At 38.6% G+C, this 20,383-nt stretch carries 19 protein-coding genes, 1 tRNA gene and 7 pseudogenes; 16 read left to right on the forward strand and 11 right to left on the reverse strand.

The window, feature by feature from the left end:
• Positions 1-8 precede the first annotated feature (8 nt).
• A tRNA-Ala gene (locus LZ575_RS14020) sits at positions 9-82 on the forward strand.
• A gap of 39 nt (positions 83-121) precedes the next feature.
• On the opposite strand, the gene LZ575_RS14025 is transcribed toward LZ575_RS14020, so the two are convergent.
• Positions 122-949, reverse strand: coding sequence for an SMP-30/gluconolactonase/LRE family protein (locus tag LZ575_RS14025; RefSeq protein ID WP_235325095.1), 828 nt, complete (start codon positions 947-949; stop codon positions 122-124).
• Positions 950-1,244: 295 nt separating this feature from the next.
• Here LZ575_RS14025 and LZ575_RS23820 point away from each other — a divergent pair, with 295 nt between their 5' ends.
• Both LZ575_RS23820 and LZ575_RS23825 read left to right on the forward strand, forming a co-directional pair.
• Positions 1,245-1,550: a hypothetical protein gene (locus LZ575_RS23820; protein ID WP_311195806.1), complete on the forward strand. Its 306-nt coding sequence runs from the start codon at positions 1,245-1,247 to the stop codon at positions 1,548-1,550.
• A 19-nt stretch (positions 1,551-1,569) separates the two neighbouring features.
• On the forward strand, positions 1,570-1,749 hold the full coding sequence (locus LZ575_RS23825; protein ID WP_311195807.1) for a GNAT family N-acetyltransferase: 180 nt from the start codon (positions 1,570-1,572) through the stop codon (positions 1,747-1,749).
• Here LZ575_RS23825 and LZ575_RS14035 read toward each other — a convergent pair.
• Entirely contained in the window at positions 1,746-1,889 is a 144-nt protein-coding gene (locus LZ575_RS14035) for a hypothetical protein (protein ID WP_235325096.1), read from the reverse strand. The genes LZ575_RS23825 and LZ575_RS14035 overlap by 4 nt on opposite strands.
• 107 nt (positions 1,890-1,996) lie before the next feature.
• Here LZ575_RS14035 and LZ575_RS14040 point away from each other — a divergent pair, with 107 nt between their 5' ends.
• The 5 genes from LZ575_RS14040 to LZ575_RS22620 all read left to right on the forward strand — a co-directional run bounded on the left by LZ575_RS14040 (position 1,997) and on the right by LZ575_RS22620 (position 4,766).
• Positions 1,997-3,325, forward strand: coding sequence for an MATE family efflux transporter (locus LZ575_RS14040; RefSeq protein ID WP_235330739.1), 1,329 nt, complete (start codon positions 1,997-1,999; stop codon positions 3,323-3,325).
• A gap of 134 nt (positions 3,326-3,459) precedes the next feature.
• A complete protein-coding gene (locus LZ575_RS14045; RefSeq protein WP_235325097.1) occupies positions 3,460-4,230 on the forward strand; it encodes an enoyl-CoA hydratase/isomerase family protein in 771 nt (256 codons plus the stop codon).
• 1 nt (position 4,231) lies between these two features.
• Positions 4,232-4,414, forward strand: a complete 183-nt coding sequence (locus tag LZ575_RS14050; RefSeq protein WP_235325098.1) for a hypothetical protein — start codon at positions 4,232-4,234, stop codon at positions 4,412-4,414.
• 53 nt (positions 4,415-4,467) lie between these two features.
• The gene (locus LZ575_RS14055; RefSeq protein WP_235325099.1) at positions 4,468-4,632 is read left to right on the forward strand and encodes a hypothetical protein; all 165 of its coding nucleotides are present in this window, start codon (positions 4,468-4,470) and stop codon (positions 4,630-4,632) included.
• Positions 4,632-4,766: a hypothetical protein gene (locus LZ575_RS22620; RefSeq protein WP_255702617.1), complete on the forward strand. Its 135-nt coding sequence runs from the start codon at positions 4,632-4,634 to the stop codon at positions 4,764-4,766. Before LZ575_RS14055 ends, LZ575_RS22620 begins: the two co-directional genes overlap by 1 nt.
• Here the strand turns inward: LZ575_RS22620 and LZ575_RS14060 are convergent, their stop codons facing one another.
• Entirely contained in the window at positions 4,767-5,417 is a 651-nt protein-coding gene (locus tag LZ575_RS14060; RefSeq protein WP_235325100.1) for a 2OG-Fe(II) oxygenase, read from the reverse strand.
• A 101-nt stretch (positions 5,418-5,518) separates the two neighbouring features.
• Between LZ575_RS14060 and LZ575_RS14065 the strand changes: the two are divergent.
• Positions 5,519-5,969, forward strand: a pseudogene (locus LZ575_RS14065) (6-pyruvoyl trahydropterin synthase family protein).
• 116 nt (positions 5,970-6,085) lie between these two features.
• Here the strand turns inward: LZ575_RS14065 and LZ575_RS14070 are convergent.
• Positions 6,086-7,156, reverse strand: coding sequence for an IS110 family transposase (locus LZ575_RS14070; protein ID WP_235325101.1), 1,071 nt, complete (start codon positions 7,154-7,156; stop codon positions 6,086-6,088).
• Positions 7,157-7,526: 370 nt separating this feature from the next.
• On the opposite strand from LZ575_RS14070, the pseudogene LZ575_RS14075 reads away from it, so the two are divergent.
• Positions 7,527-8,280, forward strand: a pseudogene (locus LZ575_RS14075) (UDP-2,3-diacylglucosamine diphosphatase).
• An 11-nt stretch (positions 8,281-8,291) separates the two neighbouring features.
• Here LZ575_RS14075 and LZ575_RS24305 read toward each other — a convergent pair.
• From LZ575_RS24305 to LZ575_RS14105, 5 genes and pseudogenes are all read right to left on the reverse strand, one after another.
• Positions 8,292-8,407, reverse strand: a pseudogene (locus tag LZ575_RS24305) (type II toxin-antitoxin system YoeB family toxin); the annotation flags it as partial.
• A 55-nt stretch (positions 8,408-8,462) separates the two neighbouring features.
• A complete protein-coding gene (locus LZ575_RS14085; RefSeq protein ID WP_235325102.1) occupies positions 8,463-8,714 on the reverse strand; it encodes a type II toxin-antitoxin system Phd/YefM family antitoxin in 252 nt (83 codons plus the stop codon).
• Positions 8,715-8,794: 80 nt separating this feature from the next.
• Positions 8,795-10,491 (reverse strand): annotated as a pseudogene (gene recJ, locus LZ575_RS14095) (single-stranded-DNA-specific exonuclease RecJ).
• Positions 10,492-10,601: 110 nt separating this feature from the next.
• Positions 10,602-11,273 (reverse strand): annotated as a pseudogene (gene rsmI, locus LZ575_RS14100) (16S rRNA (cytidine(1402)-2'-O)-methyltransferase).
• A gap of 9 nt (positions 11,274-11,282) precedes the next feature.
• Positions 11,283-12,119 carry a hypothetical protein gene (locus LZ575_RS14105; RefSeq protein ID WP_235325104.1) on the reverse strand — a complete coding sequence of 279 codons (837 nt, stop codon included), beginning with the start codon at positions 12,117-12,119 and terminating at the stop codon, positions 11,283-11,285.
• Positions 12,120-12,316: 197 nt separating this feature from the next.
• On the opposite strand from LZ575_RS14105, the pseudogene LZ575_RS14110 reads away from it, so the two are divergent.
• From LZ575_RS14110 to LZ575_RS14135, 6 genes and pseudogenes are all read left to right on the forward strand, one after another.
• A pseudogene (locus tag LZ575_RS14110) lies at positions 12,317-12,965 on the forward strand (thymidine kinase).
• Positions 12,958-14,046, forward strand: a complete 1,089-nt coding sequence (gene alr / locus LZ575_RS14115) for an alanine racemase (RefSeq protein ID WP_311195808.1) — start codon at positions 12,958-12,960, stop codon at positions 14,044-14,046. Before LZ575_RS14110 ends, alr begins: the two are co-directional and overlap by 8 nt.
• Positions 14,047-14,117: 71 nt before the next feature.
• Complete coding sequence (mscL, locus tag LZ575_RS14120; RefSeq protein ID WP_235325105.1) at positions 14,118-14,555, forward strand: large conductance mechanosensitive channel protein MscL; 438 nt, start codon at positions 14,118-14,120, stop codon at positions 14,553-14,555.
• 254 nt (positions 14,556-14,809) lie between these two features.
• Entirely contained in the window at positions 14,810-15,799 is a 990-nt protein-coding gene (locus tag LZ575_RS14125) for an aspartate-semialdehyde dehydrogenase (RefSeq protein ID WP_235325106.1), read from the forward strand.
• Positions 15,800-15,890: 91 nt separating this feature from the next.
• Positions 15,891-18,047, forward strand: a pseudogene (locus LZ575_RS14130) (prolyl oligopeptidase family serine peptidase).
• Positions 18,048-18,190: 143 nt separating this feature from the next.
• The gene (locus LZ575_RS14135) at positions 18,191-19,168 is read left to right on the forward strand and encodes an ABC transporter ATP-binding protein (RefSeq protein ID WP_235325107.1); all 978 of its coding nucleotides are present in this window, start codon (positions 18,191-18,193) and stop codon (positions 19,166-19,168) included.
• A gap of 81 nt (positions 19,169-19,249) precedes the next feature.
• Here the strand turns inward: LZ575_RS14135 and LZ575_RS14140 are convergent, their stop codons facing one another.
• Positions 19,250-19,702 (reverse strand): transcription elongation factor, encoded by a 453-nt coding sequence (locus LZ575_RS14140; protein WP_235325108.1) that lies wholly within the window; start codon positions 19,700-19,702, stop codon positions 19,250-19,252.
• Complete coding sequence (mtgA, locus tag LZ575_RS14145; RefSeq protein ID WP_235325109.1) at positions 19,665-20,381, reverse strand: monofunctional biosynthetic peptidoglycan transglycosylase; 717 nt, start codon at positions 20,379-20,381, stop codon at positions 19,665-19,667. The genes LZ575_RS14140 and mtgA overlap by 38 nt, the downstream gene beginning before the upstream one ends.
• Positions 20,382-20,383 lie beyond the last annotated feature (2 nt).

The following is a 20,383-nucleotide window of genomic DNA, read 5'->3' on the forward strand; positions in this document are numbered from 1 at the left end:
ACGCATCCGGGGGATTAGCTCAGCTGGCTAGAGCGTTTGGCTGGCAGCCAAAAGGTCATCGGTTCGACTCCGATATTCTCCACAAAACCACTCCCTGCGAGTGGTTTTTTGTTTTTAAAACTTACTGTTCCCAACGCACTCCTTTGACGTTCATCTTCAAGCTATAAACAGCGTCCATAGCCGTAATAAATAAAGTTTGATGATCTTCTCCTCCAAAGATGAGGTTTCCAGTCCAATCTTTATTTATTAAAATATGGTCTATTTTCTCTCCTGCTTTATTAAAGACAGTAACTCCTTTTCCGGTTAAATAGACATTCCCATTACTGTCAATCGTCATTCCATCAGAACCCATCTCAGCAAAGAGTTTTTTCCCGCCAAGGCTGCCATCGGGTTCAATGTTGTAGGACCAGGTTTTCTTTGCTCCTATATCAGCCACATACAAAGTTTTACCATCAGGGGTGCCAACAATCCCGTTTGGCTGCTCAAAATCATCAATTACGATCTTCAGTTTTTTTCTATCAGGAGAAAGGTAGTATACCCGTTCGCTCTCAATATCTTTTTTTGTGCGCTCCCAGTAGTCCCTTTGGTAATAAGGATCTGTAAAATATACTCCGCCTTTACTATCTACCCAAAGATCGTTAGGACCATTGAGCCTTTTCCCTTCAAAATCATTCACCAGAACAGTTACATTTTTGTCTTTATCGATCTTCCACAGTTCCGAGTTTTCATCTGCACAGGCCAGTAAATTTTCTTCTTTATCGAAGAATAGACCATTAGCCCGTCCTGCCTTTTCCATATAGACAGATACAGTACTATCAACTACTGACCATTTCATAATGCGATTGTTCGGCTGATCGGTAAAATACAGATTTCCTTCACGGTCTGCAGCAGGGCCTTCAGTAAACTTGAAACCATCTTCCAACAGCTCTAATTCCGCTCCTTCCGCCATTATATTCATATCCGGAGAATTACCTGTAGTAATATTCAGCAGAAAAAAAGCACAGCCACAACATACGTATTCTTTATTTTCATCATTTTGTTTTTACATAGGCTGCCTTCAATAATCTGCAGTATTTTATCCAAAACAGAAAGATACATTTATCCTAATGATTTTTTCAAAATTACATGTTTAAAAGCTCTCCTTTTATGGAATTTTATGAGAAGATTCCGCAGGAAATTTTAAGATAAGCTCCATCTTTGTAGCTCTTTACAATATCGCTGAAAACTAAAAAATTCTCCCTTTAATGAAAATTAAATCCGCACATATATCAGATCTAAAAGAGATAAAAATCCTCACAGAAACCTGTGCTGTAGCAATGCAGGAAAAGGGAATTTTTCAATGGAACGAACATTATCCTTCCCTTAAAAAACTTGAAACCGATATAGAAAAGAAAGAATTATATGTCCTCAAGGAAGATGAAGAAATAAAAGGAATTGTTGTGCTGACGGACTTTATGGATGAGGATTATATTCCTATAGAGTGGCTTACTGATTCCGGAAATAATCTCTATATCCACCTAGCTTGCTACCGATCCCGAAGCCTGGGGTAAAGGTTATGGGCAGGCTCTAATGGATTTTGCTGAAGATTTTGCGCGGGGAAATAACTTTACTTCTGTTCGTTTAGACACTTTCAGTCAAAATAAAAGAAATCAGCGGTTTTACGAAAGCCGCGGATACCAGAAGCTGGGTGACATCTTTTTCCCGAAGCAGAGTGAATATCCCTTTCATTGCTATGAACTGGTTCTTTAATAAAGAAGTTGTTTTTTATATTCCCCTTTCCGCCAAGCTGAACTTGTTTCAGCTTCTAACATGTTAGATCCTGAAATAAATTCAGGATGACGTAAAAAGAAAAATGGATTCTTTTTAAAATCAATTTCTACTTTTTCCACTCAAATATCTTCAGCTCAAAATCCGGAGACACAAAAACAAGGAAAGCGATCATTGGTGCATCAGGAAAAGAAAATATCTTGTTCTACCTTTGCAGCTAATTCTTGATTTGGACACTTCAGTAAGCTTCAGAAATATCAACAGAATAGCCATTCCGGCAATTATCGCAGGTGTGGCCGAACCTTTGATCTCGCTTACTGATATTGCCATAATTGGAAATGTTGAAGAGAATCCTATTGAAGCCCTGGCAGCTGCGGGAATTGTGGGCTCATTTCTTTCAGCAATAATCTGGATCGTGGCCCAGACCAAAACAGCGATCTCTGCCATTGTTTCTCAGCACCTTGGCGCTAATCGGCTGCACGCAGTAAAAACTCTAATCCCACAAGCAATTTATTTCAACCTGCTATTCAGTTTTGTTATTTATGCTGTTACGGCATTTTTTACTGAAGCTATTTTTACTGCTTATAATGCAGAAGGTCTGATTCTGAATTATTCTGAAGATTATTACAGAATCCGTGCGCTGGGATATCCCTTGACACTGGTGACTTTCGCTATTTTTGGAGTTTTCCGTGGTCTGCAGAATACGCTTTGGGCTATGAAATGCAGCCTCACAGGAGCTATTGTGAACGTGGGACTGGACTACCTGTTGGTGTATGGAGTTGAAGGTTATATTCCTGCCATGCATTTAAAAGGCGCTGCTTACGCGAGTCTTGCAGCACAGGCCATAATGCTGGCCATGGCTCTCTGGTTCTTTTTCAGAAAAACCCCTTTTCATCTAAAGCTGAGCTTAAATATAAATCCGCGTTTGAGAGGTTTACTACTTATGGCGGCTAATCTTTTTGTTCGCACAGCAGCACTTAATTTCGCTATTTACCTGGCAAACGCCTATGCTACAGATTACGGAAAAACATACATCGCCGCTCAAAGTATCCTGATGAACATCTGGCTTTTCTTTTCTTTTTTTATTGACGGTTACGCTAATGCCGGAAATGCTATAGGCGGAAGGTTATTAGGCGCCCGGGATTATAAAAATCTGTGGGAACTTAGCAAGAAAATAAGCAAATATGCAGTTCTAATAGCATTGATGCTAATGGGAATATGTGTAGTATTTTACGATGAAATAGGGCTGATCTTTAATAAGGAGGAAAGCGTCCTCCTTATGTTCTCATCAGTCTTTTGGATCGTTTTACTAATGCAACCTGTTAATGCCATCGCCTTTATGTTCGACGGAATTTTTAAAGGCCTGGGAGAAGCAAAATACCTGCGGAACTTACTTCTTGGTGCCACTTTCTTAGGATTCGTGCAAGCTTTACTTATTTCTGATTATTTCGGACTGAAACTGCACGCCATCTGGATTGCATTCTTCGTCTGGATGATCATTAGGAGCAGTGCTTTAGTAATTCAATTCCGAAGAAAATATTTAAAGAAGGAAGTGTGAATTTGGTTTTAGCCACTAATATTTACTCGAGGTGAACTATTCAAAGTTTAAATAAATGATTCGTGCATTAGTGGCTAATCTTCGGAATTGAATAACCTCCACATATTTATTACATTTGGTAAAAACAGATAATTATGGCGACCACCCGCGAAAACGGAAGTTTATATACTAAAATCGAGAACAAGGTTGCAATTGTGGAATTTGGACACCCCGCCAGTAATTCCTTTCCTTCTGAACTTTTGGAAAGGCTTGAAAACGAAATCAACAAACTTTCCAATGAGGATAGTGTAAATGTAATTGTTTTGAGATCTGAAGGTGAGGGAACTTTTTGTGCAGGGGCATCTTTTGATGAACTTACTGCTATTGAAGACGAACAACAGGGGAAGGCATTTTTTTCAGGATTTGCAAATGTGATCAATGCGATGCGCAGGTGCAGTAAAATTATTGTGGGTAGAGTGCAGGGAAAAGCAGTTGGTGGCGGAGTGGGACTTGCAGCAGCCTGTGATTATGTGCTGGCGACAGAAGCCGCAGCTATAAAACTTTCAGAATTAAGTATTGGAATAGGACCCTTTGTCATTGCTCCCGCAGTGGAACGAAAAATGGGAGTCGCCGCGCTTGCAGAACTCACCCTTGCCGCTACCGACTGGAAGAATGCATATTGGGCCAAGGAAAAAGGATTATATGCCCGGGTTTTTGATTCGGTTAAGGAGCTTGATAAGGAGGTGACAATATTTGCTGAAAAACTCGCTTCTTATAATCCGAAGGCGCTGCTGGAAATGAAGAAGATCCTCTGGAAAAATACTGAACATTGGGAAAATTTACTTGCAGAAAGAGCAGCGATTTCCGGAGAATTAGTACTTTCCGACCTTACTAAACAAGCCCTGTCAAAATTTAAAAAATCTTAATATGAGCATAGTTTATGCACTTCAAACTAAAGTGAATGATAAAGCCTACAATTTGGGTTATGAAGTCGGATATTTCATTGGCAGTAATCAAATTTTGATCCTGGTGATCCTGGGATTATTTTTTGCTGCTCTCACTTTCCTCCTGATACGCTTCATTAAAAAAAGAAAAATGAGAAGTATATAGATTCCACTAAATGGTTACAAATTATTTATCTTGTAGCAAATAACTCGTAGAATATGCAAATTCAGCATTTACCTCAGGACAAGGCTGCAACACGTGAAGAAGAATGGGGTTATACCTTCTGGGAATTTATAACGGGCAATTTCTGGTATTTGTTAGGAATCCTCATCATCCTTGCCATTTTTCTATACTCCAGGAACTACTTTAAAAGGAACAAATAATGTTTATACAGGATGATATTCCCGTTAGCGAAGACACCTATGATGTGTTTAGATTTTTGAGCGGTATGGGTATTTGGCTAATTTTGGCTGTAGTTCTTATAGCTGTTTTCCTCTATAAAAAATTTAAAAAGTAATTACCTCGTTTTTAACCAGTCAGTAATACTTAAGCGGGTTGTTTTAACTAGCTTTACCTCGTGCTCCAGTAGTTGGCTCTCAAAAATCACTACCCTTCCCGGAAAAGGATAAATAGTTTTTGGCACCTCCACTCCGTTTTCCTCTTTATAAATAACAAGTTCCCCGCCATTTTCAGGCTGCCAGTCTTCATCATTTAAATAACAAACGAGGGAGAGTTTTCTCCTGTCGTCATTTTGAAAAGTGTCAAGATGCCTCTTGTAAAAAGTTCCTTCAGGATAAACTGCATAGTGAAATTCCTTATGAAGGATCCCCAGGAAACAGGTTTTGTTAAGATAAGTGACCAGGGAATTTATTTTATTAAAAAAGATCTTTTCCGCCTCTCCTGCATCAGCTTCATTGATCCATAAAATGAAATCTCCTCTAACCGATTTCTGAATAACCTCATTAAAGTGATTCCCAATTGCAGCTTTTTTAAAAGCGTCTTCTTCATATTTTTTCAACAAGGTGTCTCTTAAAAGAGCGACTTCTTCAGCATTAAAAAAGTCTTCAGCTATATAATATTGATCCTCAATAATTCCGGAAATGATCTTTTCGTATAGCGGATTTTCTTTAAATTCCAGTTGCTCAAAAAGTTCTACTGCATCTTCCATGACTCAGATTTAAAAACAGGCAAATATACATTAGGAATCGCTTAAATTCTTCCATTATTCCTCCTCTAAAAATCCTTTATCTTTGCCGTAAATTTTAAGGTATGAATAAAATTAGAATCACCAAGCAGTTTTCTTTTGAAACAGGACATGCTTTATACGGCTACGACGGTAAATGTAAAAATGTCCACGGGCATAGCTACAAATTAAATGTGACTGTTATTGGTACTCCCATTACAGATACTTCTAACGTAAAGTACGGAATGGTCATAGATTTTGGTGATTTAAAACGTATTGTGAAAAGAGAAATAGTGGATAAGTTTGATCACGCTACAGTTTTTAACCGGAATACTCCTCATATAGAACTGGCAAAAGAATTGGAAGAAAGAGATCATAATGTCATTCTTGTTGATTACCAGCCAACCAGTGAGAATATGGTCGTTGATTTTGCTGAAAAAATTAAAAAGGATCTTCCAGCTAAGTATTGAATTATTTTCCCTTAAACTGCAGGAGACTGAAACTTCTTTTGCTGAATGGTTTGCAAGTGATCAGTAATCCCCCCGGCCCCCGAAGATACTATGGTGAATTCCTAATTATATAGAGATTATCTCTTCTTTTTTTTAATTTTGTTTAAAAGAAGGCTTCGGTCAATTCGTTGATTCGAAGTCTATCTAGTGCGGGGCTTTGGGCTCCGCTTTTTTTGGAATTTGGTTTATACTTTTATTTTCTTTTTTTGATTGGGTCCAGTCATAATCCTTTCTATATTCTTCATCTTTTTTCCAGAGGGTATAGGCAAGGATCAATAATTTTCTCATTCCGGCTACTATGCCTTTTCTTTTAATATCTGGATTTCTCTCTTTCACTCTTTCATATAATTTTTTAATAGGCTCATTAGCTTGAACAGCACTCATAGAAGGCATATATAAAGCCTGGCGTATCCTTGTGTTACCTCGTTTTGAGATTCTTGTTTTTCCTTTATATTTTCCAGACTCATTTTGTGTTACATCTAATCCCGCATAGCTTACCAATTGGCTAATGTTATTAAAAAGAGCAAATCCATTTGTTTCACATACTAAAATCACTGCTGTTTCAAACCCTAATCCTGGGGTGGTTTTTATTTTTCTTATTTTCTCTTTTAAAACCACATCCTGATTTACCTTGGCTTTAATATCTTTTTTAATGAGCTTAATGGCTTTTTCAAAGAATTCAATTTGTTCTCTCTTTAATTTTAAAACGACTTCCAGCTTTCTATGAGACTTTTCAAGGGCATGAAGTTGCGATTGGGCTCGTTGCTTTTCTTTTTTAATACTAAGAAGTTCTCTACATAGATCCCTAAGATCTTTATAGCCTGGGGACATTGGTTGCCATTCTTCCAGTTTTCTTTCTATTCCAAAATAGGTAATCATCTTTGAGTCACCCTTGTCTGTTTTTGTTTTGATATTAAGGCTCTTAGCGTAGTTCTTGATTTTATTAGCCAGCACTACAGATACATTCTGGTCATTAGCATATAGAAAATATGCCAGATTCTCATAATAGATCCCTGTGGCCTCCATTACGAACTTGAGAGAATAATTATTCTTTTGCTGTTTTAAAGCCCAAGAATAGAATTCCTGGAATCCTTTTTCTGTATTTTCAAAAGTACGGGTGCCTTTAATCTTAATAACATCATTTTCTGTTCTTAATTTAATACAGGCATGAAAATCATTCATAGAGATATCAATGCCAACCACAAGCTTTTTCATAAAAGGTTTTTTAAATTAAAGGAATTCTTCTTTTTATCTTTCCTCGTAATTATACGGGATACAAGTGATATACAAGTTCCCTAGATACTATTCAGATTTTGAGAAGAAAAGAAACAGGAGCAAAATCTTCGGGTCGATATACATCAAAAGAGTTATCTAGGGGGAGTTGCTAATCCTGTTCCTTCCTTAGTTATAATTAAAATAACCAAGATAATCTCTACTAACAAAATCTTATATTTGAAATAGTAATCAAGATTCAAACATACGAGGGGGAGTAATTTGTAAGAGACCTCACAGGTTTTGAAAACCTGTGAGGTCTGAATTTAAAGTACAACCTCTTTTATTATATTTATACTTTACACATCTTAAAATGCAGGTACCCCAGGGTAAAAAAGTTTACTTTTCCAGTGATAACCACCTTGGTGCTCCCACGGCTGAAGAAAGTCGCCCGCGGGAAATCAAATTTGTCAACTGGCTGGATGAGATAAAAAAAGATGCCGCAGCAATTTTCCTGTTGGGGGATCTTTTCGACTTCTGGTTTGAATACAAACATGTGGTTCCTAAAGGTTTTGTGCGCATCCTTGGAAAACTGGCGGAGATAAAAGATAGTGGCATTCCCGTTTATTTTTTCGTAGGAAATCACGATCTCTGGATGCAGGATTATTTTGAAGAAGAACTTAATATTCCAGTTTTTCATCAGCCACAAGAATTCGATTTCAACGGAAAAAAATTTTTGGTAGGCCACGGTGATGGACTTGGTCCCGGGGATCATGGCTATAAACGAATGAAGAAGGTTTTTAAAAATCCTTTTTCAAAATGGCTTTACCGTTGGCTCCATCCCGACCTTGGAGTACCGCTGGCACAATATTTTTCAGTGAAGAATAAAGCAATCTCGGGAGAAGAGGATATGGAGTTTTTAGGGGAGGATAAGGAGTGGCTCATCCAATACTGTAAAAGAAAATTAGAGTCCAAAGACTACGATTACTTCCTTTTTGGTCACTAAGCACCTGCCTATGGAAATTGACCTTAACGGAAAAGCTACCTATATCAATACAAGCGACTGGATTAACCATTATACTTATGCTGTTTTTGATGGGGAGAAAACTTTTCTGAAAAAGCTTTAGAAATTACACCTTTACTTTCCGTAATGTTACAGCAGGCAGCTATAAGCAGACTATCTTCTTCAAATCTATAGACCAGACGGTGTTCTGAAGTAATGCGCCTGGACCAATAACCTTTTAGGGCTTCAGGTTAAAATTTTATTGTCTATTCTTTGCCTCCTGAAAGATTTAGGATTACATTAAATTTATTCTTCAATAAGATCTTTTTGAACAATAGAACCAGATTCTAACTCCTTTATGGATTTTAAAAGCACATCTCTGTTTTTACCTTTTAACAGATGGATCGTCTCTTGTAAGGAGTTATATTCATCAAGCGAAATCAAAACAAGATCCCTTCCTCCTTTACGTTTTACAATTAAATAGCTTACGTCATTAACTACTTTTTCAAACCAATAGTTTAGGTTCGAACGAAAATTGTTGAAATTGACTGTCCCCATATAACAAGATAACAAAAGTTAGAACGAGTATTTAAAACGTATTTTATGATCTGTTATTTAACACACGAAACATCAGGTTTTCAGGCACTGATATCCTTAAGCTTTAGTTGCAGAGTTACATTGCCGTTGTATTCATTTTCATCTATACAATATGCTGCCTTAAAGGAATTGGTAGGTTGAATAAGCTGAAGTTTTGGGCCTAAATTAAATCCTATAGCATCAATAGTCTCTGGTTTGCCGCCCTGCCTGAGCTAAGCATTTAAGATGAAGGTCATCGCTGCCCACACATTTTCCATATCCGCAATCTTTAAGGTTTTGAGTCATAAAAACCGGAGACATATTCCCGGGACCGAACGGAGCAAACTGCTTCAGGATCCTGTAAAACTTCGGAGTTATGTCCTGCAGATCTATTTCAGCATCTATAAGGATCTCGGGAGTCAGCAACCTTTTATCTATACTTCCTGAAACCACCTCTTCAAACTTCCTTTTAAAATTGAGGTATTCTGACTCTAATAAAGTCAAACCCGCCGCGTACTTATGCCCCCCAAACTGTTCAATATGATCCTTACAGGCTTCCAAAGCATCATACACATCAAAACCTTTAACAGATCTTGCCGAAGCCGCCAGCTTTTCGCCACTCCTGGTGAAAACAAGGGTCGGCTAAGTAGTAAGTTTCTGTCAATCTTGAAGCTACAATGCCTATGACTCCTTTGTGCCAGCTTTCATCATAAACTACAGTTGTAAATCTTTCCTTTTCCTCTAACTCTTCAATTTGCGCAAGAGCTTCCTGGGTTATCACCTTGTCTGTATCCCGCCTGTCGGAATTAAAAGCTTCAATTTCTGCAGCATATTTTCTCGCAGTTTCTTCGTCATTTTCCACGAGGAGATTAACTGCATAAAGACCATGCTTCATCCTCCCTGCAGCGTTAATTCTGGGGGCAATAATAAAAACAACGTCCGTTATAGTTAAGGTTTCCTTTTTGACCTGTTCCAAAATAGCTTTAAAACCGGGACGGGGAGCTACATTAATTACTCTCAATCCGTGATAGGCGAGGATTCTGTTTTCTCCTGTAATAGGAACAATATCTGCTCCTATTGCAGTAGCGACGAGGTCCAGGTACGGCAGTAATATATCTATAGAAAGTTCGTTTTTTTGAATCCAGGCCTGCATCAGTTTAAAGCCTACTCCACAGCCGCAAAGTTCCTTGTATGGATAATCGCAGTCTTCCCTCTTAGGGTCCAGAACAGCTACTGCTTTAGGAATTTCTGCACCGGGCCTGTGGTGATCACAAATTATAAAATCAATATTCTTCTCGTGAGCATAAGCGACCTTTTCTATTGCTTTAATTCCGCAATCGAGAGCAATAATCAGGCTGATGTCATTGTCTGCTGCAAAGTCAATTCCCTTATATGAGACTCCGTAGCCTTCGTCATACCTGTCGGGAATATAGGTTGCCACATTAGGATAAAATGATTTCAGAAAAGATGACATTAAGGCCACACTGGTAGTTCCATCTACATCGTAATCTCCATACACAAGAATATTTTCTTCCGCAGAAATAGCTTTTTCAATTCGCTCTATCGCCACATCCATGTCCTTCATTAAAAATGGATCGTGAAGATCATCGAGACTGGGCCGGAAAAATTTCTTTGCCTCTTCGTATGTTTCAACGCCCCGCTGAACCAGCAATGAAGCAACCGGAATTCCCACTCCTAATTGAGAAGCAAGACGGGTTACTTTATCAGTTTCAGGTTTAGGTTTTAATGTCCAGCGCATTTAAAGGAGTTAACGGGTATGAGTATATAATTTAATAAATAATCGGGAAAACAAATATCGGGGTTTACCCTTAATTGTAAAATAAATGAAGATTCTGATAAAGGAAAAGTCTATTTTTTTCCGGCAACCACAATAACAATTTCTCCTTTTGGAGGCTTAGTCGTGTAATGCTGAAGCACCTCTGCCGCGGTTCCTCTTACAGTTTCTTCATGCATTTTCGTGATCTCCCTGGATACCGAAACCTGCCTCTCTTCCCCAAAATATTCAACAAAATGGGACAGGGTTTTTAGCAGTTTGTGAGGAGATTCATAGAAGATAAGGGTGCGTTCTTCTTCTGCTAAAAAGTTTAACCTTGTTTGTCTCCTTTTTTCACAGGAAGAAAACCTTCAAAAACAAATTTGTCATTTGGAAAACCACTATTGACAAGTGCAGGCACAAAAGCAGTGGCGCCCGGTAGGCAGTCTACCTCAATTCCCGCTTCTACACACGCCCGGGTAAGAAGAAATCCCGGATCACTAATTGTTAAGCGTTCCCGCATCACTTATCAACGCAAAACTTTCTCCCGCCTGTATCCTGCGCACTATACCTTCAACTGTTTTATGCTCGTTGTGCATGTGATGGCTGTGCATTGGCGTGTTAATCTCATAATGTTTAAGAAGCTTGCCGCTATTCCTGGTGTCTTCTGCAAGGATGTGATCTACTTCCTTCAAAACCCTGATCGCACGCAAAGTCATATCTTCCAGGTTTCCTATTGGAGTAGGAACGAGATAAAGTTTGGACATTTAAAAGGTTTAGTGGCGGAATTTGTTTTCTACGAGTTCCATGAATTTGTTTTCAAATTCTTCTTTCCCCTGCCAGTTCTTATAATCGGGCTTCACGACCAACTGAATGAATTTCTTAGCCTCATCAACAGAATCAAAAGTGTTGAGTTGGGAGATCACCCTGTTATAATCGGCAGTTTTCCCTTCAAACAAGTGACGGATAAATGCCAGGCGTTCATTAAGACCAATATTAAAACCTTTCTTAAGGCGGTCATTCAGAGATTTAGGTCGATTGCTTTCCTGTTGCTTTCTTACAGGCTCAAAATTGGGAAGGTTGTCATAATCCACTCCAATATCCCTGAAGTCTCTTTTCTCCTCCTCTCTTTTTGGTTCCTTTACAGGCTCCTTAATAATAGGCGCAGTATGCTCTTTGGAAATGATATTATTAAGCATGAAATCCAGCTTTTCAGTTTCCGGTGGCATTTGAGCAACTATATCTTTGATTTTCTCTGTGTTAGGTTCAGTAATAGCCTCACTGTCATTATATTCTGTACCATCAGGCAAATACTCATCCTTTTCTTCCACAACTGTTTGATGTTGAGGCTGAGAGGGTTGTGATGGTAATTCAAATACTTTCTCTTCCTCTTTTGTTTCACTGGAGTTCAAATCAAAAGTAGCTTCCCGAGGCTTAGAATCAGAGGTAGATTTTTCAGAAAAAGAAGCAAGATTTTCTTCAGTAAAAGCTAAGATTGTAAGTTTTTCATATAGATCCCTGGCCTGTTGTTTTAGTACGCTGGCATCAGGTTCTTTTAAATCAAGAATTTTATTTGCCAGATCTTTTAAATCGGCTTCCAGTTTTTTTCTCATTGCGGCTATTATTTAAAATTGTGCAACTTTATCCTTTTTCAGAAAAAGTAAAAAATACAGTAGATTAATTTATAGGAGCGTTTTTATAGCTTTATAAATTTAAAGAACCTCTAAGCTCAACGGTTGGATTTTTGATAAATTTGTTCCAACTTTAGACAAAAGAGGGACTCTCCCTTTTCGGCATTGAAAATTACAAAATGTTTCTCGAAAATACAGTAAATCACAAAGAGCAATTTGGCTGGATAGAAGTTATTTGCGGCTCAATGTTTTCCGGTAAGACCGAAGAACTTATCAGGCGCCTTAAGCGGGCAAAATTCGCGAAACAAAAGGTAGAGATCTTTAAACCTAGCGATAGATAAACGCTACCACGAAGAAATGGTGGTGTCTCATGATGCTAACGAAATACGGTCTACTCCTGTTCCTTCAGCTTCTAATATCAGGCTGCTGGCAGATGGTTGTGATGTGGTGGGAATAGATGAAGCACAATTTTTTGATGATGAAATAGTTACCGTGTGTAACGACCTTGCCAATCGTGGGGTGCGGGTAATAGTCGCGGGCCTGGACATGGACTTTAAAGGCAATCCTTTTGGACCTATGCCAAATCTAATGGCCACTGCAGAATATGTTACAAAAGTTCATGCAGTATGCACCCGCACGGGGAATCTTGCGCAGTACAGTTACAGGAAGTCCATAAATGACGATCTTGTATTTCTTGGGGAGAACGAGGAATATGAACCTTTAAGCCGTGCCGCATATTACAAGGCAATGCTCCGGGAGAGGGTAAAAAAATTACCTGTTGCCGATCCCGAAGTAATTAAGCCCGAAAAAAAGACGAACAATGTCTAAGACACGTGAAACCATTCTGGAGATTGATCTGGGTGCCCTTGAGCACAATTACCATTTTATGCGCTCCAAAATAAATGGGGATATAAAATTTATGGCAGTTGTGAAAGCTTTTGCTTACGGAAACGATGCTACTAAAATTGCTAAAAAACTAAGCAAGCTGGGAGTCGATTACTTTGCCGTTGCCTATGTAGACGAAGGTGTTGCTCTAAGAAAAGGAGGTATAGAAAAACCCATTCTGGTACTTCATCCCCAATCGATAAATTTTGAAAAAATTATTGAAAATTGCCTGGAGCCGAGTATCTATAGCGAATTCGTCCTTCGGGAATTTATCAAAACAGCCGAACAGCTTGATCAAAAGAATTATCCAATTCATTTAAAGCTAAATACCTACTTAAACCGCTTAGGTTTTAGTGAGGACGATCTTGAGAAGGTTTTTACAAAACTTGCAACTACTGATTCAATTAAGATAACGGGCGTTTTTTCACATCTTGCGGCCAGCGAAGATTGGAAAGAACGCGAATTTACACTTCAACAGTTGAATCTTTTCCGAAAGTTGGCTTTTACAATAACCGAAAAACTCGGTTACCAGCCATTGCTCCACCTAAGTAATACTTCAGCAATAATAAATTATCCCGAAGCTGCTTTTCATATGGTACGCAGTGGAATAGGATTGTACGGATTTGGAAATGATCCTGAAATAGACAAACAACTTAAACCAATTGGCACCCTTAAAACGATAATTTCTCAAATTCATCATCTAAAGGAAGGTGCAACCGTGGGTTACAATCGGGCTTTTAAGGTTACTGAAGACACGAAAATGGCTACCATTCCTATTGGCCATGCCGATGGGATCAACAGGCAGTATGGAAATGGCCGTGCAGGAGTATATGTCAATGGCAAATATGCCCCTATTATTGGAAATGTTTGTATGGATATGATCATGATCAACATTTCCGGAATAGAGTGCGAAGAAGGAGACGAAGTCATAATTTTTGGAGGACCACAGCACGTCACGAAATTTGCTTACAACGGGAATACTATTTCTTATGAGGTTATTACTGAGCATTTCACAACGTGTTAAAAGAGTAATTATAGAAGACTAGTTAAATAATTATTTTGTAATTTCCATAACTAATCCCTCAATTTAAACAAATGGCATTTTTTAAAGATTTTAAAGCTTTTTTAATGAAAGGCGACATAATTGCACTGGCTACAGCCGTTGTAATTGGAGCAGCATTTAATAAAATAGTTTCTTCGGTAGTTTCAGATATTATAATGCCTATAATAGGTCTGTTAACCGGAGGTGAAAATTTTTCCCGGAATTTTATTGCGCTGGATGGGAACAAATACGAAAGCCTCGAGGCTGCAAAGGAAGCTGAAGCCGCAGTTTTAACCTATGGAAATCTTATTGACGCTATAATTCATTTTATAATTGTTGGACTCTTTATATTTCTTGTTTTAAGGGCCTATGAGAAGACCAAGAAAAAGAAGGAAGAAGTACTTACTACTGTGAAAAGTCCCACGCAGGAAGAATTACTGGCTGAAATACGAGATGAATTAAAACGACAAAACAATACAGGAAGGCTGTAAATATTGCAGCAATTGTCTTCTAATGGTTTAAAAATTGAATTTATATAAAAAGTACGCTTACCGCTACACTACATGTTTTAACCCTAAACCCCCTCCATACGAGGGGGTCTTTTTTATAACAAATTCTGAAAAGATGTGCAATTTGAAAACCTCAATCCCGATTTAGGCTTATGGAGTAGCCTAAATTCAAATTCTATAATACCTTTGCAAAAATAATTTATAAGAAGTTCATTAAGAGCCTAAAAAATACAAATATGAGAGTAGCAGTAGTTGGTGCAACCGGAATGGTTGGAAATATAATGCTAAAGGTTTTAGAGGAAAGGAATTTCCCCATAACAGAGTTATATCCCGTAGCTTCGGAAAGGTCTGTGGGAAAAGAAATAACTTTTAACAATAAGAGCTATAAAGTTATAGGCCTTGAAGAGGCAGTTAGTATTAAACCAGACCTCGCTTTGTTTTCAGCCGGAGGAGACACTTCCCTGGAATGGGCTCCAAAATTTGCTGAAAATGGCACTACAGTAGTTGATAATTCTTCAGCCTGGAGAATGGATAAAACTAAAAAGCTCGTGATCCCGGAGATTAATGCCGTGGAACTTACCAAAGATGACAAAATAATAGCGAATCCCAACTGCTCAACCATACAGTTATTAATGGCTTTAAAGCCTCTTCACGATAAATATAAAATTAAGCGGGTTGTGGTTTCCACTTACCAGTCTATTACGGGTACCGGGGTAAAAGCGGTGCAACAGCTGGAGAACGAGTACAAAGACCAAAAAGGAGAAATGGCCTATCCTTATCCTATCCACAGGAATGCCATTCCTCAATGTGATGTGTTTACTGAAAACGGCTACACAAAGGAAGAGATGAAGCTTACCAATGAAACAAAGAAGATCCTTGGAGACGATTCGGTTTTAGTAAGTGCAACGGCAATAAGAATTCCGGTTGTAGGTGGCCATAGCGAATCGGTAAACCTGGAATTTGAAAGTGACTTTGATGAGAAGGATGTCAGGAAGTTATTAAGCGACTTTCCGGGAGTAACTGTCCAGGATAATCCAGATGTAAATACTTATCCCATGCCTATTTATGCTGAAGGAAAAGATGATGTTTTTGTTGGCCGCATCCGCAGGGATTATTCTCAGCCCAATAGTTTGAATATGTGGATCGTTGCAGATAATCTTAGAAAAGGTGCTGCTACCAATGCGGTGCAAATTGCAGAATATCTTATGGACAACAAGTTAATATAAAAGAAAAAGAATTTTTTCTTACGAAATGCCTGTAGGTTTGTTACTTATGGGCATTTTTTTGCACTAACTTTAGCACCTTAAAATTTTTTAAATGAAAAAAATAATTCCCGGAATTTTTGCCGCAGCTGTACTTTTCTCCTGCAACAAAGATTCTAAAAAAGAAACCACTGCATTGAATTATCCCGAAACTAAAAAGGTAGATACTGTCACCAATTATTTTGGAACAGAAGTTAAAGACCCTTACCGATGGCTGGAAGACGACCGTAGCGAAGAAACCGGAAGCTGGGTTAAAGCACAAAACGAAGTTACATTTGACTACCTGGAGAAGATTCCTTACCGCAAGGAACTTAATGATCGTTTGACCAAACTCTGGAACTACGAAAAACTCGGTGCTCCTTTCATTGAAGGAGATTATACCTATTTTTATAAAAATGACGGGTTGCAAAACCAGTATGTAGTCTACAGAAAAAAAGAGGAAAATGCTGAAGCTGAAGTTTTTCTTGATCCCAATAAATTTAGTGAAGACGGAACCACTTCACTTGCTTAGTTTAAGTTTTTCTGAAGATGGAAGCAAAGCAGCTTATGCTATTTCTGAAGGAGGAAGTGACTGGAGAAAGATCATTATTCTTGACACAGAATCTAAAGAAGCAATTGAAGATACTATTATAGATGTAAAGTTTAGCGGAATTTCCTGGAAAGGGAATGATGGATTTTACTATTCCAGTTATGAAAAACCTGAAGGAAGTGAACTTTCTGCAAAGACAGATCAGCACCGACTTTTCTACCACAAGCTGGGAACAAAGCAGAGTGAAGACAGGTTAGTTTTCGGTAATACTGCCGCACAAAAACACCGTTATGTAAGTGGAAGTGTTTCAGAAGATAATAGGTATCTATATATCTCTGCGAGGAATTCTACGTCTGGCGGGAAGGTTTTTATGATGGATCTTACCAAAACTAATCCAGAATTAGTTACCATTCTGGATAATGAAGATACAGATACTTATGTCATGCATAACGAAGGAACTAAACTCTTTATCTTAACAAATCTGGACGCTCCTAACAGGCGGATCGTAACCGTAGATGCAGCAAATCCGAAACCTGAAAACTGGAAAGATCTTATTCCTGAAACAGAAAATGTGCTTAGCCCTAATACCGGAGGTGGTTATATTTTTGCTGAATATATGGTAGATGCAGTTTCACAGGTTAAGCAGTACGATTTTGAAGGAAAGCTTGTAAGAGAAATTGAACTCCCGGGTTTAGGATCTGCCGGAGGTTTTGGAGCCAAAGAAGAGGATGATGTTCTTTACTACTCCTTTACAAATTACGTTACCCCCGGAACCATCTATAAATATGACATAGAAGGAGGAACTTCTGAACTTTACAACAAGCCAAACATCGATTTTAATCCTGAAGACTTTGAAAGCAAGCAGGTTTTCTATTCCTCCAAAGATGGTACTAAGATCCCGATGATCATTACTCATAAAAAAGGTATTGAGTTGAACGGAAAGAATCCAACTCTTCTTTATGCTTACGGAGGATTTAATATCAGCCTTACTCCTTCTTTTAGCACTGCAAACGCGGTATGGATGGAGCAGGGAGGAATTTATGCAGTTCCTAATCTACGTGGGGGTGGAGAATATGGTAAAAAATGGCATGATGCAGGTACAAAATTGAACAAACAAAATGTGTTTGACGATTTTATCGCCGCTGCTGAATACCTGATTAAAGAGAACTATACTTCCAGTGAGTATCTGGCTGTTAGAGGAGGATCTAACGGGGGACTGCTTGTGGGAGCTACAATGACCCAAAGACCAGATTTAATGCAGGTGGCACTACCTGCAGTAGGAGTTATGGACATGTTAAGATATCATACCTTTACTGCCGGAGCAGGCTGGGCGTATGATTATGGAACTGCCGACGATAATAAGGAAATGTTTGAATACCTCAAAGGATATTCTCCTGTTCACAATGTAAAAGAAGGAGTAGAATATCCTGCAACAATGGTGACCACTTAGTGACCACGATGACAGGGTAGTACCTGCACATTCTTTTAAATTTGCAGCAGAACTCCAGGAAAAACAGGCGGGGAATAATCCAACTCTTATAAGAATTGAAACTAAAGCTTAGTCACGGTGCAGGAAAACCTACCTCAATGATTATTGATGAGTATGCAGATATTTTTGCGTTTACGCTTTACAATATGGGCTACGAAGTGTTACCTGAAAACGTAAAAAAAGTAAAGGGATAAAGCTTTAATTTTTAAAGTGGATCAAGTGCCTCCGGAAGATTTTCCGGAGGCATTTTTTTATATTCAACATAAATTACTGGATTTTGAACCTCTGGTATTTTCCAAAAGGAGATTATTACCTTTGCTCTTCCAAATATCTTCCCATGCTGAAGCTTAAAAATGTTTCCTTTGCTTATGATGCGAAACCAATCCTGAAGAATATCAGTTTTGAGGTAGAACAGGGAGCACATGTTTCGGTTATAGGAGAAAGCGGCTGTGGTAAAAGCACACTTTTACAACTCATTTATGGACTGCACCATACAGACGGCAGAATCTTCTGGAAAGAACAGGAATTACTGGGCCCAAATTTTAATCTTGTTCCGGGAGAACCATTCTTCAAATACCTGGCCCAGGATTTTGACCTGATGCTGCCATTAAGTGTAGCCGATAATGTGGGAAAATATTTGAGTAATATGTATCCCCGGAAAAAAAAACAACGAATTGCTGAGTTGCTTGAGGTGGTAGAAATGCAGGACCTCTCACAGGTAAAGGCAAAGCATTTAAGCGGGGGGCAACAACAAAGAGTTGCTCTTGCACGGGCCCTGGCAAAAGAACCTGAATTGCTTTTACTCGATGAGCCTTTTAGCCACATAGATCACTTTCGAAAGAATAATTTGCGCAGAAAAGTTTTCAGGTATCTAAAGGACAAAAATATCACCTGCATCACAGCCACACACGACAGTACAGATGCCCTTTCATTTGCTGATAAAACCATTGTTCTAAAAGACGGAAAGATTCACTCACAGGCGCAACCGGAGCAGCTATATATGAATCCGCCAAATAAGTATGTGGCTTCATTGTTCGGTGACGTAAATGAGATTAAAATAAAAGATCTCAATCCTTCAGAAAAAAGCCGAAAGAAAATTTTGCTGTATCCCCACGAGTTAGAGGTGACAGAAGAAGGAAGCGCTGAGGCAGTGGTTATTCAAAGCTTTTTCAAAGGGAAAAATTTTGAGATACAGGCAGAAATTAAGAATCAGACAATTTTTTTTGAGAATCAAACCAGCCTTGATCCGGGAAAATTAGTTAAGCTTTATGTTTCCCCGGAACTTATTTCCAGAAGAACAGATACTGGCTGTTAATCAATTATCATCTTTCCTAAAGACCTCACAGGTTTTAGAAACCTGTGAGGTCTCTTTGCAGATCAAATAGAAATAAAGAATTTATTCCACCTCAAGAATTTCAAAAGTTTTCCCATTCAACAAGAAGTTATCCCCTGCTTGTTTTCCCAGAAGAAGCTGAGCGACCGGAGAATTTATTCCGACGGCGTAAAACTTCTTTCCTTCAGCAATTATTTCTCCTGCCGGAATGGAAATAAAATAATTGGCTCCGGTAGTTACAACCGCACTTCCAAAACCTATATTTTGAGTAGATGCCTGATGTTCTATTAAATTCGCAGTTTTTCTAAGATTATTAAATAGTTCTACCTGCCCCGAGATTTTCTCAAATTCAAGATGAAGCATCGCTCTGCTGGTTTCGTATTTATCCCCCATACAACTCCGGCTTTCGGGTTTCAAAGCTTCTTCAAGCTCCCCCATTGTGGCATTAAAACGAGCTATACGGGCCTCAGCATAATCCTTACAGGCCTCGGCGAGTTGTTTCCTTAGTTCGGTCATTCAGCTTTTTTTCACTTAAATTTATAGGACCCATATTCCGCATCTGCCTGATGATCCATACTTTTCTACCCTGAATGTAATTACTGGCAGGATTGGCTCTGTATTGCCGCGGATTAGGCAATACAGCTGCAATGGCGGCAGCTTCATAAGCAGCAAGATCTGAAGCAGACTTATTAAACCAAAAACGGGAGGCTGCTTCGGCACCATACACTCCTTTTCCCATCTCAATACTATTGAGATAAACTTCAAGAATTCTCTCTTTGCTCCAGAACAACTCTATTAAAAACGTGAAGTAAACTTCAAATCCTTTCCGCACCCAGCTTCGTTGTGGCCAGAGAAAGACATTTTTTGCTGTTTGTTGTGAAATTGTGCTGGCACCTCTTACCCGCTTGCCTTTCTTATTATTTTCAATTGCTTTTTCAATTGCTTCCATATCAAAACCACTGTGGTTCGGGAAATTTTGATCTTCGCTCGCTATCACCGCCAGCTTAAGGTCGTTGGAGATTTCTTCCGCAGGCACCCAATCGTGCTGTATGTCTTCTTCGGGATTTTCAAAATACCGGATAACCATTAAAGGAGTGAAAGGTACAGGCAGCCATTTAAAGACGATCACCATAAAAATGGTAAAAGCAAAAAACCACAGAATTAACTTCAGCAAAAATCTAAAAAAGCGTTTCATAA

The organism is Antarcticibacterium sp. 1MA-6-2 (assembly GCF_021535135.1).
Taxonomy (GTDB): Bacteria; Bacteroidota; Bacteroidia; order Flavobacteriales; family Flavobacteriaceae; genus Gillisia.

Excerpts from the sequence above, each read along its gene's own strand:
- LZ575_RS14025 (WP_235325095.1), bottom strand. The coding sequence starts at position 949 with ATGGCGGAAGGAGCGGAATTAGAGCTGTTGGAAGATGGTTTCAAGTTT.
- LZ575_RS23820 (WP_311195806.1), top strand. The coding sequence starts at position 1,245 with ATGAAAATTAAATCCGCACATATATCAGATCTAAAAGAGATAAAAATC.
- LZ575_RS23825 (WP_311195807.1), top strand. The coding sequence starts at position 1,570 with ATGGATTTTGCTGAAGATTTTGCGCGGGGAAATAACTTTACTTCTGTT.
- LZ575_RS14045 (WP_235325097.1), top strand. The coding sequence starts at position 3,460 with ATGGCGACCACCCGCGAAAACGGAAGTTTATATACTAAAATCGAGAAC.
- LZ575_RS14050 (WP_235325098.1), top strand. The coding sequence starts at position 4,232 with ATGAGCATAGTTTATGCACTTCAAACTAAAGTGAATGATAAAGCCTAC.
- LZ575_RS14055 (WP_235325099.1), top strand. The coding sequence starts at position 4,468 with ATGCAAATTCAGCATTTACCTCAGGACAAGGCTGCAACACGTGAAGAA.
- LZ575_RS22620 (WP_255702617.1), top strand. The coding sequence starts at position 4,632 with ATGTTTATACAGGATGATATTCCCGTTAGCGAAGACACCTATGATGTG.
- LZ575_RS14060 (WP_235325100.1), bottom strand. The coding sequence starts at position 5,417 with ATGGAAGATGCAGTAGAACTTTTTGAGCAACTGGAATTTAAAGAAAAT.
- LZ575_RS14070 (WP_235325101.1), bottom strand. The coding sequence starts at position 7,156 with ATGAAAAAGCTTGTGGTTGGCATTGATATCTCTATGAATGATTTTCAT.
- LZ575_RS14085 (WP_235325102.1), bottom strand. The coding sequence starts at position 8,714 with ATGGGGACAGTCAATTTCAACAATTTTCGTTCGAACCTAAACTATTGG.
- LZ575_RS14105 (WP_235325104.1), bottom strand. The coding sequence starts at position 12,119 with ATGAGAAAAAAACTGGAAGCCGATTTAAAAGATCTGGCAAATAAAATT.
- alr (WP_311195808.1), top strand. The coding sequence starts at position 12,958 with ATGTCTAAGACACGTGAAACCATTCTGGAGATTGATCTGGGTGCCCTT.
- mscL (WP_235325105.1), top strand. The coding sequence starts at position 14,118 with ATGGCATTTTTTAAAGATTTTAAAGCTTTTTTAATGAAAGGCGACATA.
- LZ575_RS14125 (WP_235325106.1), top strand. The coding sequence starts at position 14,810 with ATGAGAGTAGCAGTAGTTGGTGCAACCGGAATGGTTGGAAATATAATG.
- LZ575_RS14135 (WP_235325107.1), top strand. The coding sequence starts at position 18,191 with ATGCTGAAGCTTAAAAATGTTTCCTTTGCTTATGATGCGAAACCAATC.
- LZ575_RS14140 (WP_235325108.1), bottom strand. The coding sequence starts at position 19,702 with ATGACCGAACTAAGGAAACAACTCGCCGAGGCCTGTAAGGATTATGCT.
- mtgA (WP_235325109.1), bottom strand. The coding sequence starts at position 20,381 with ATGAAACGCTTTTTTAGATTTTTGCTGAAGTTAATTCTGTGGTTTTTT.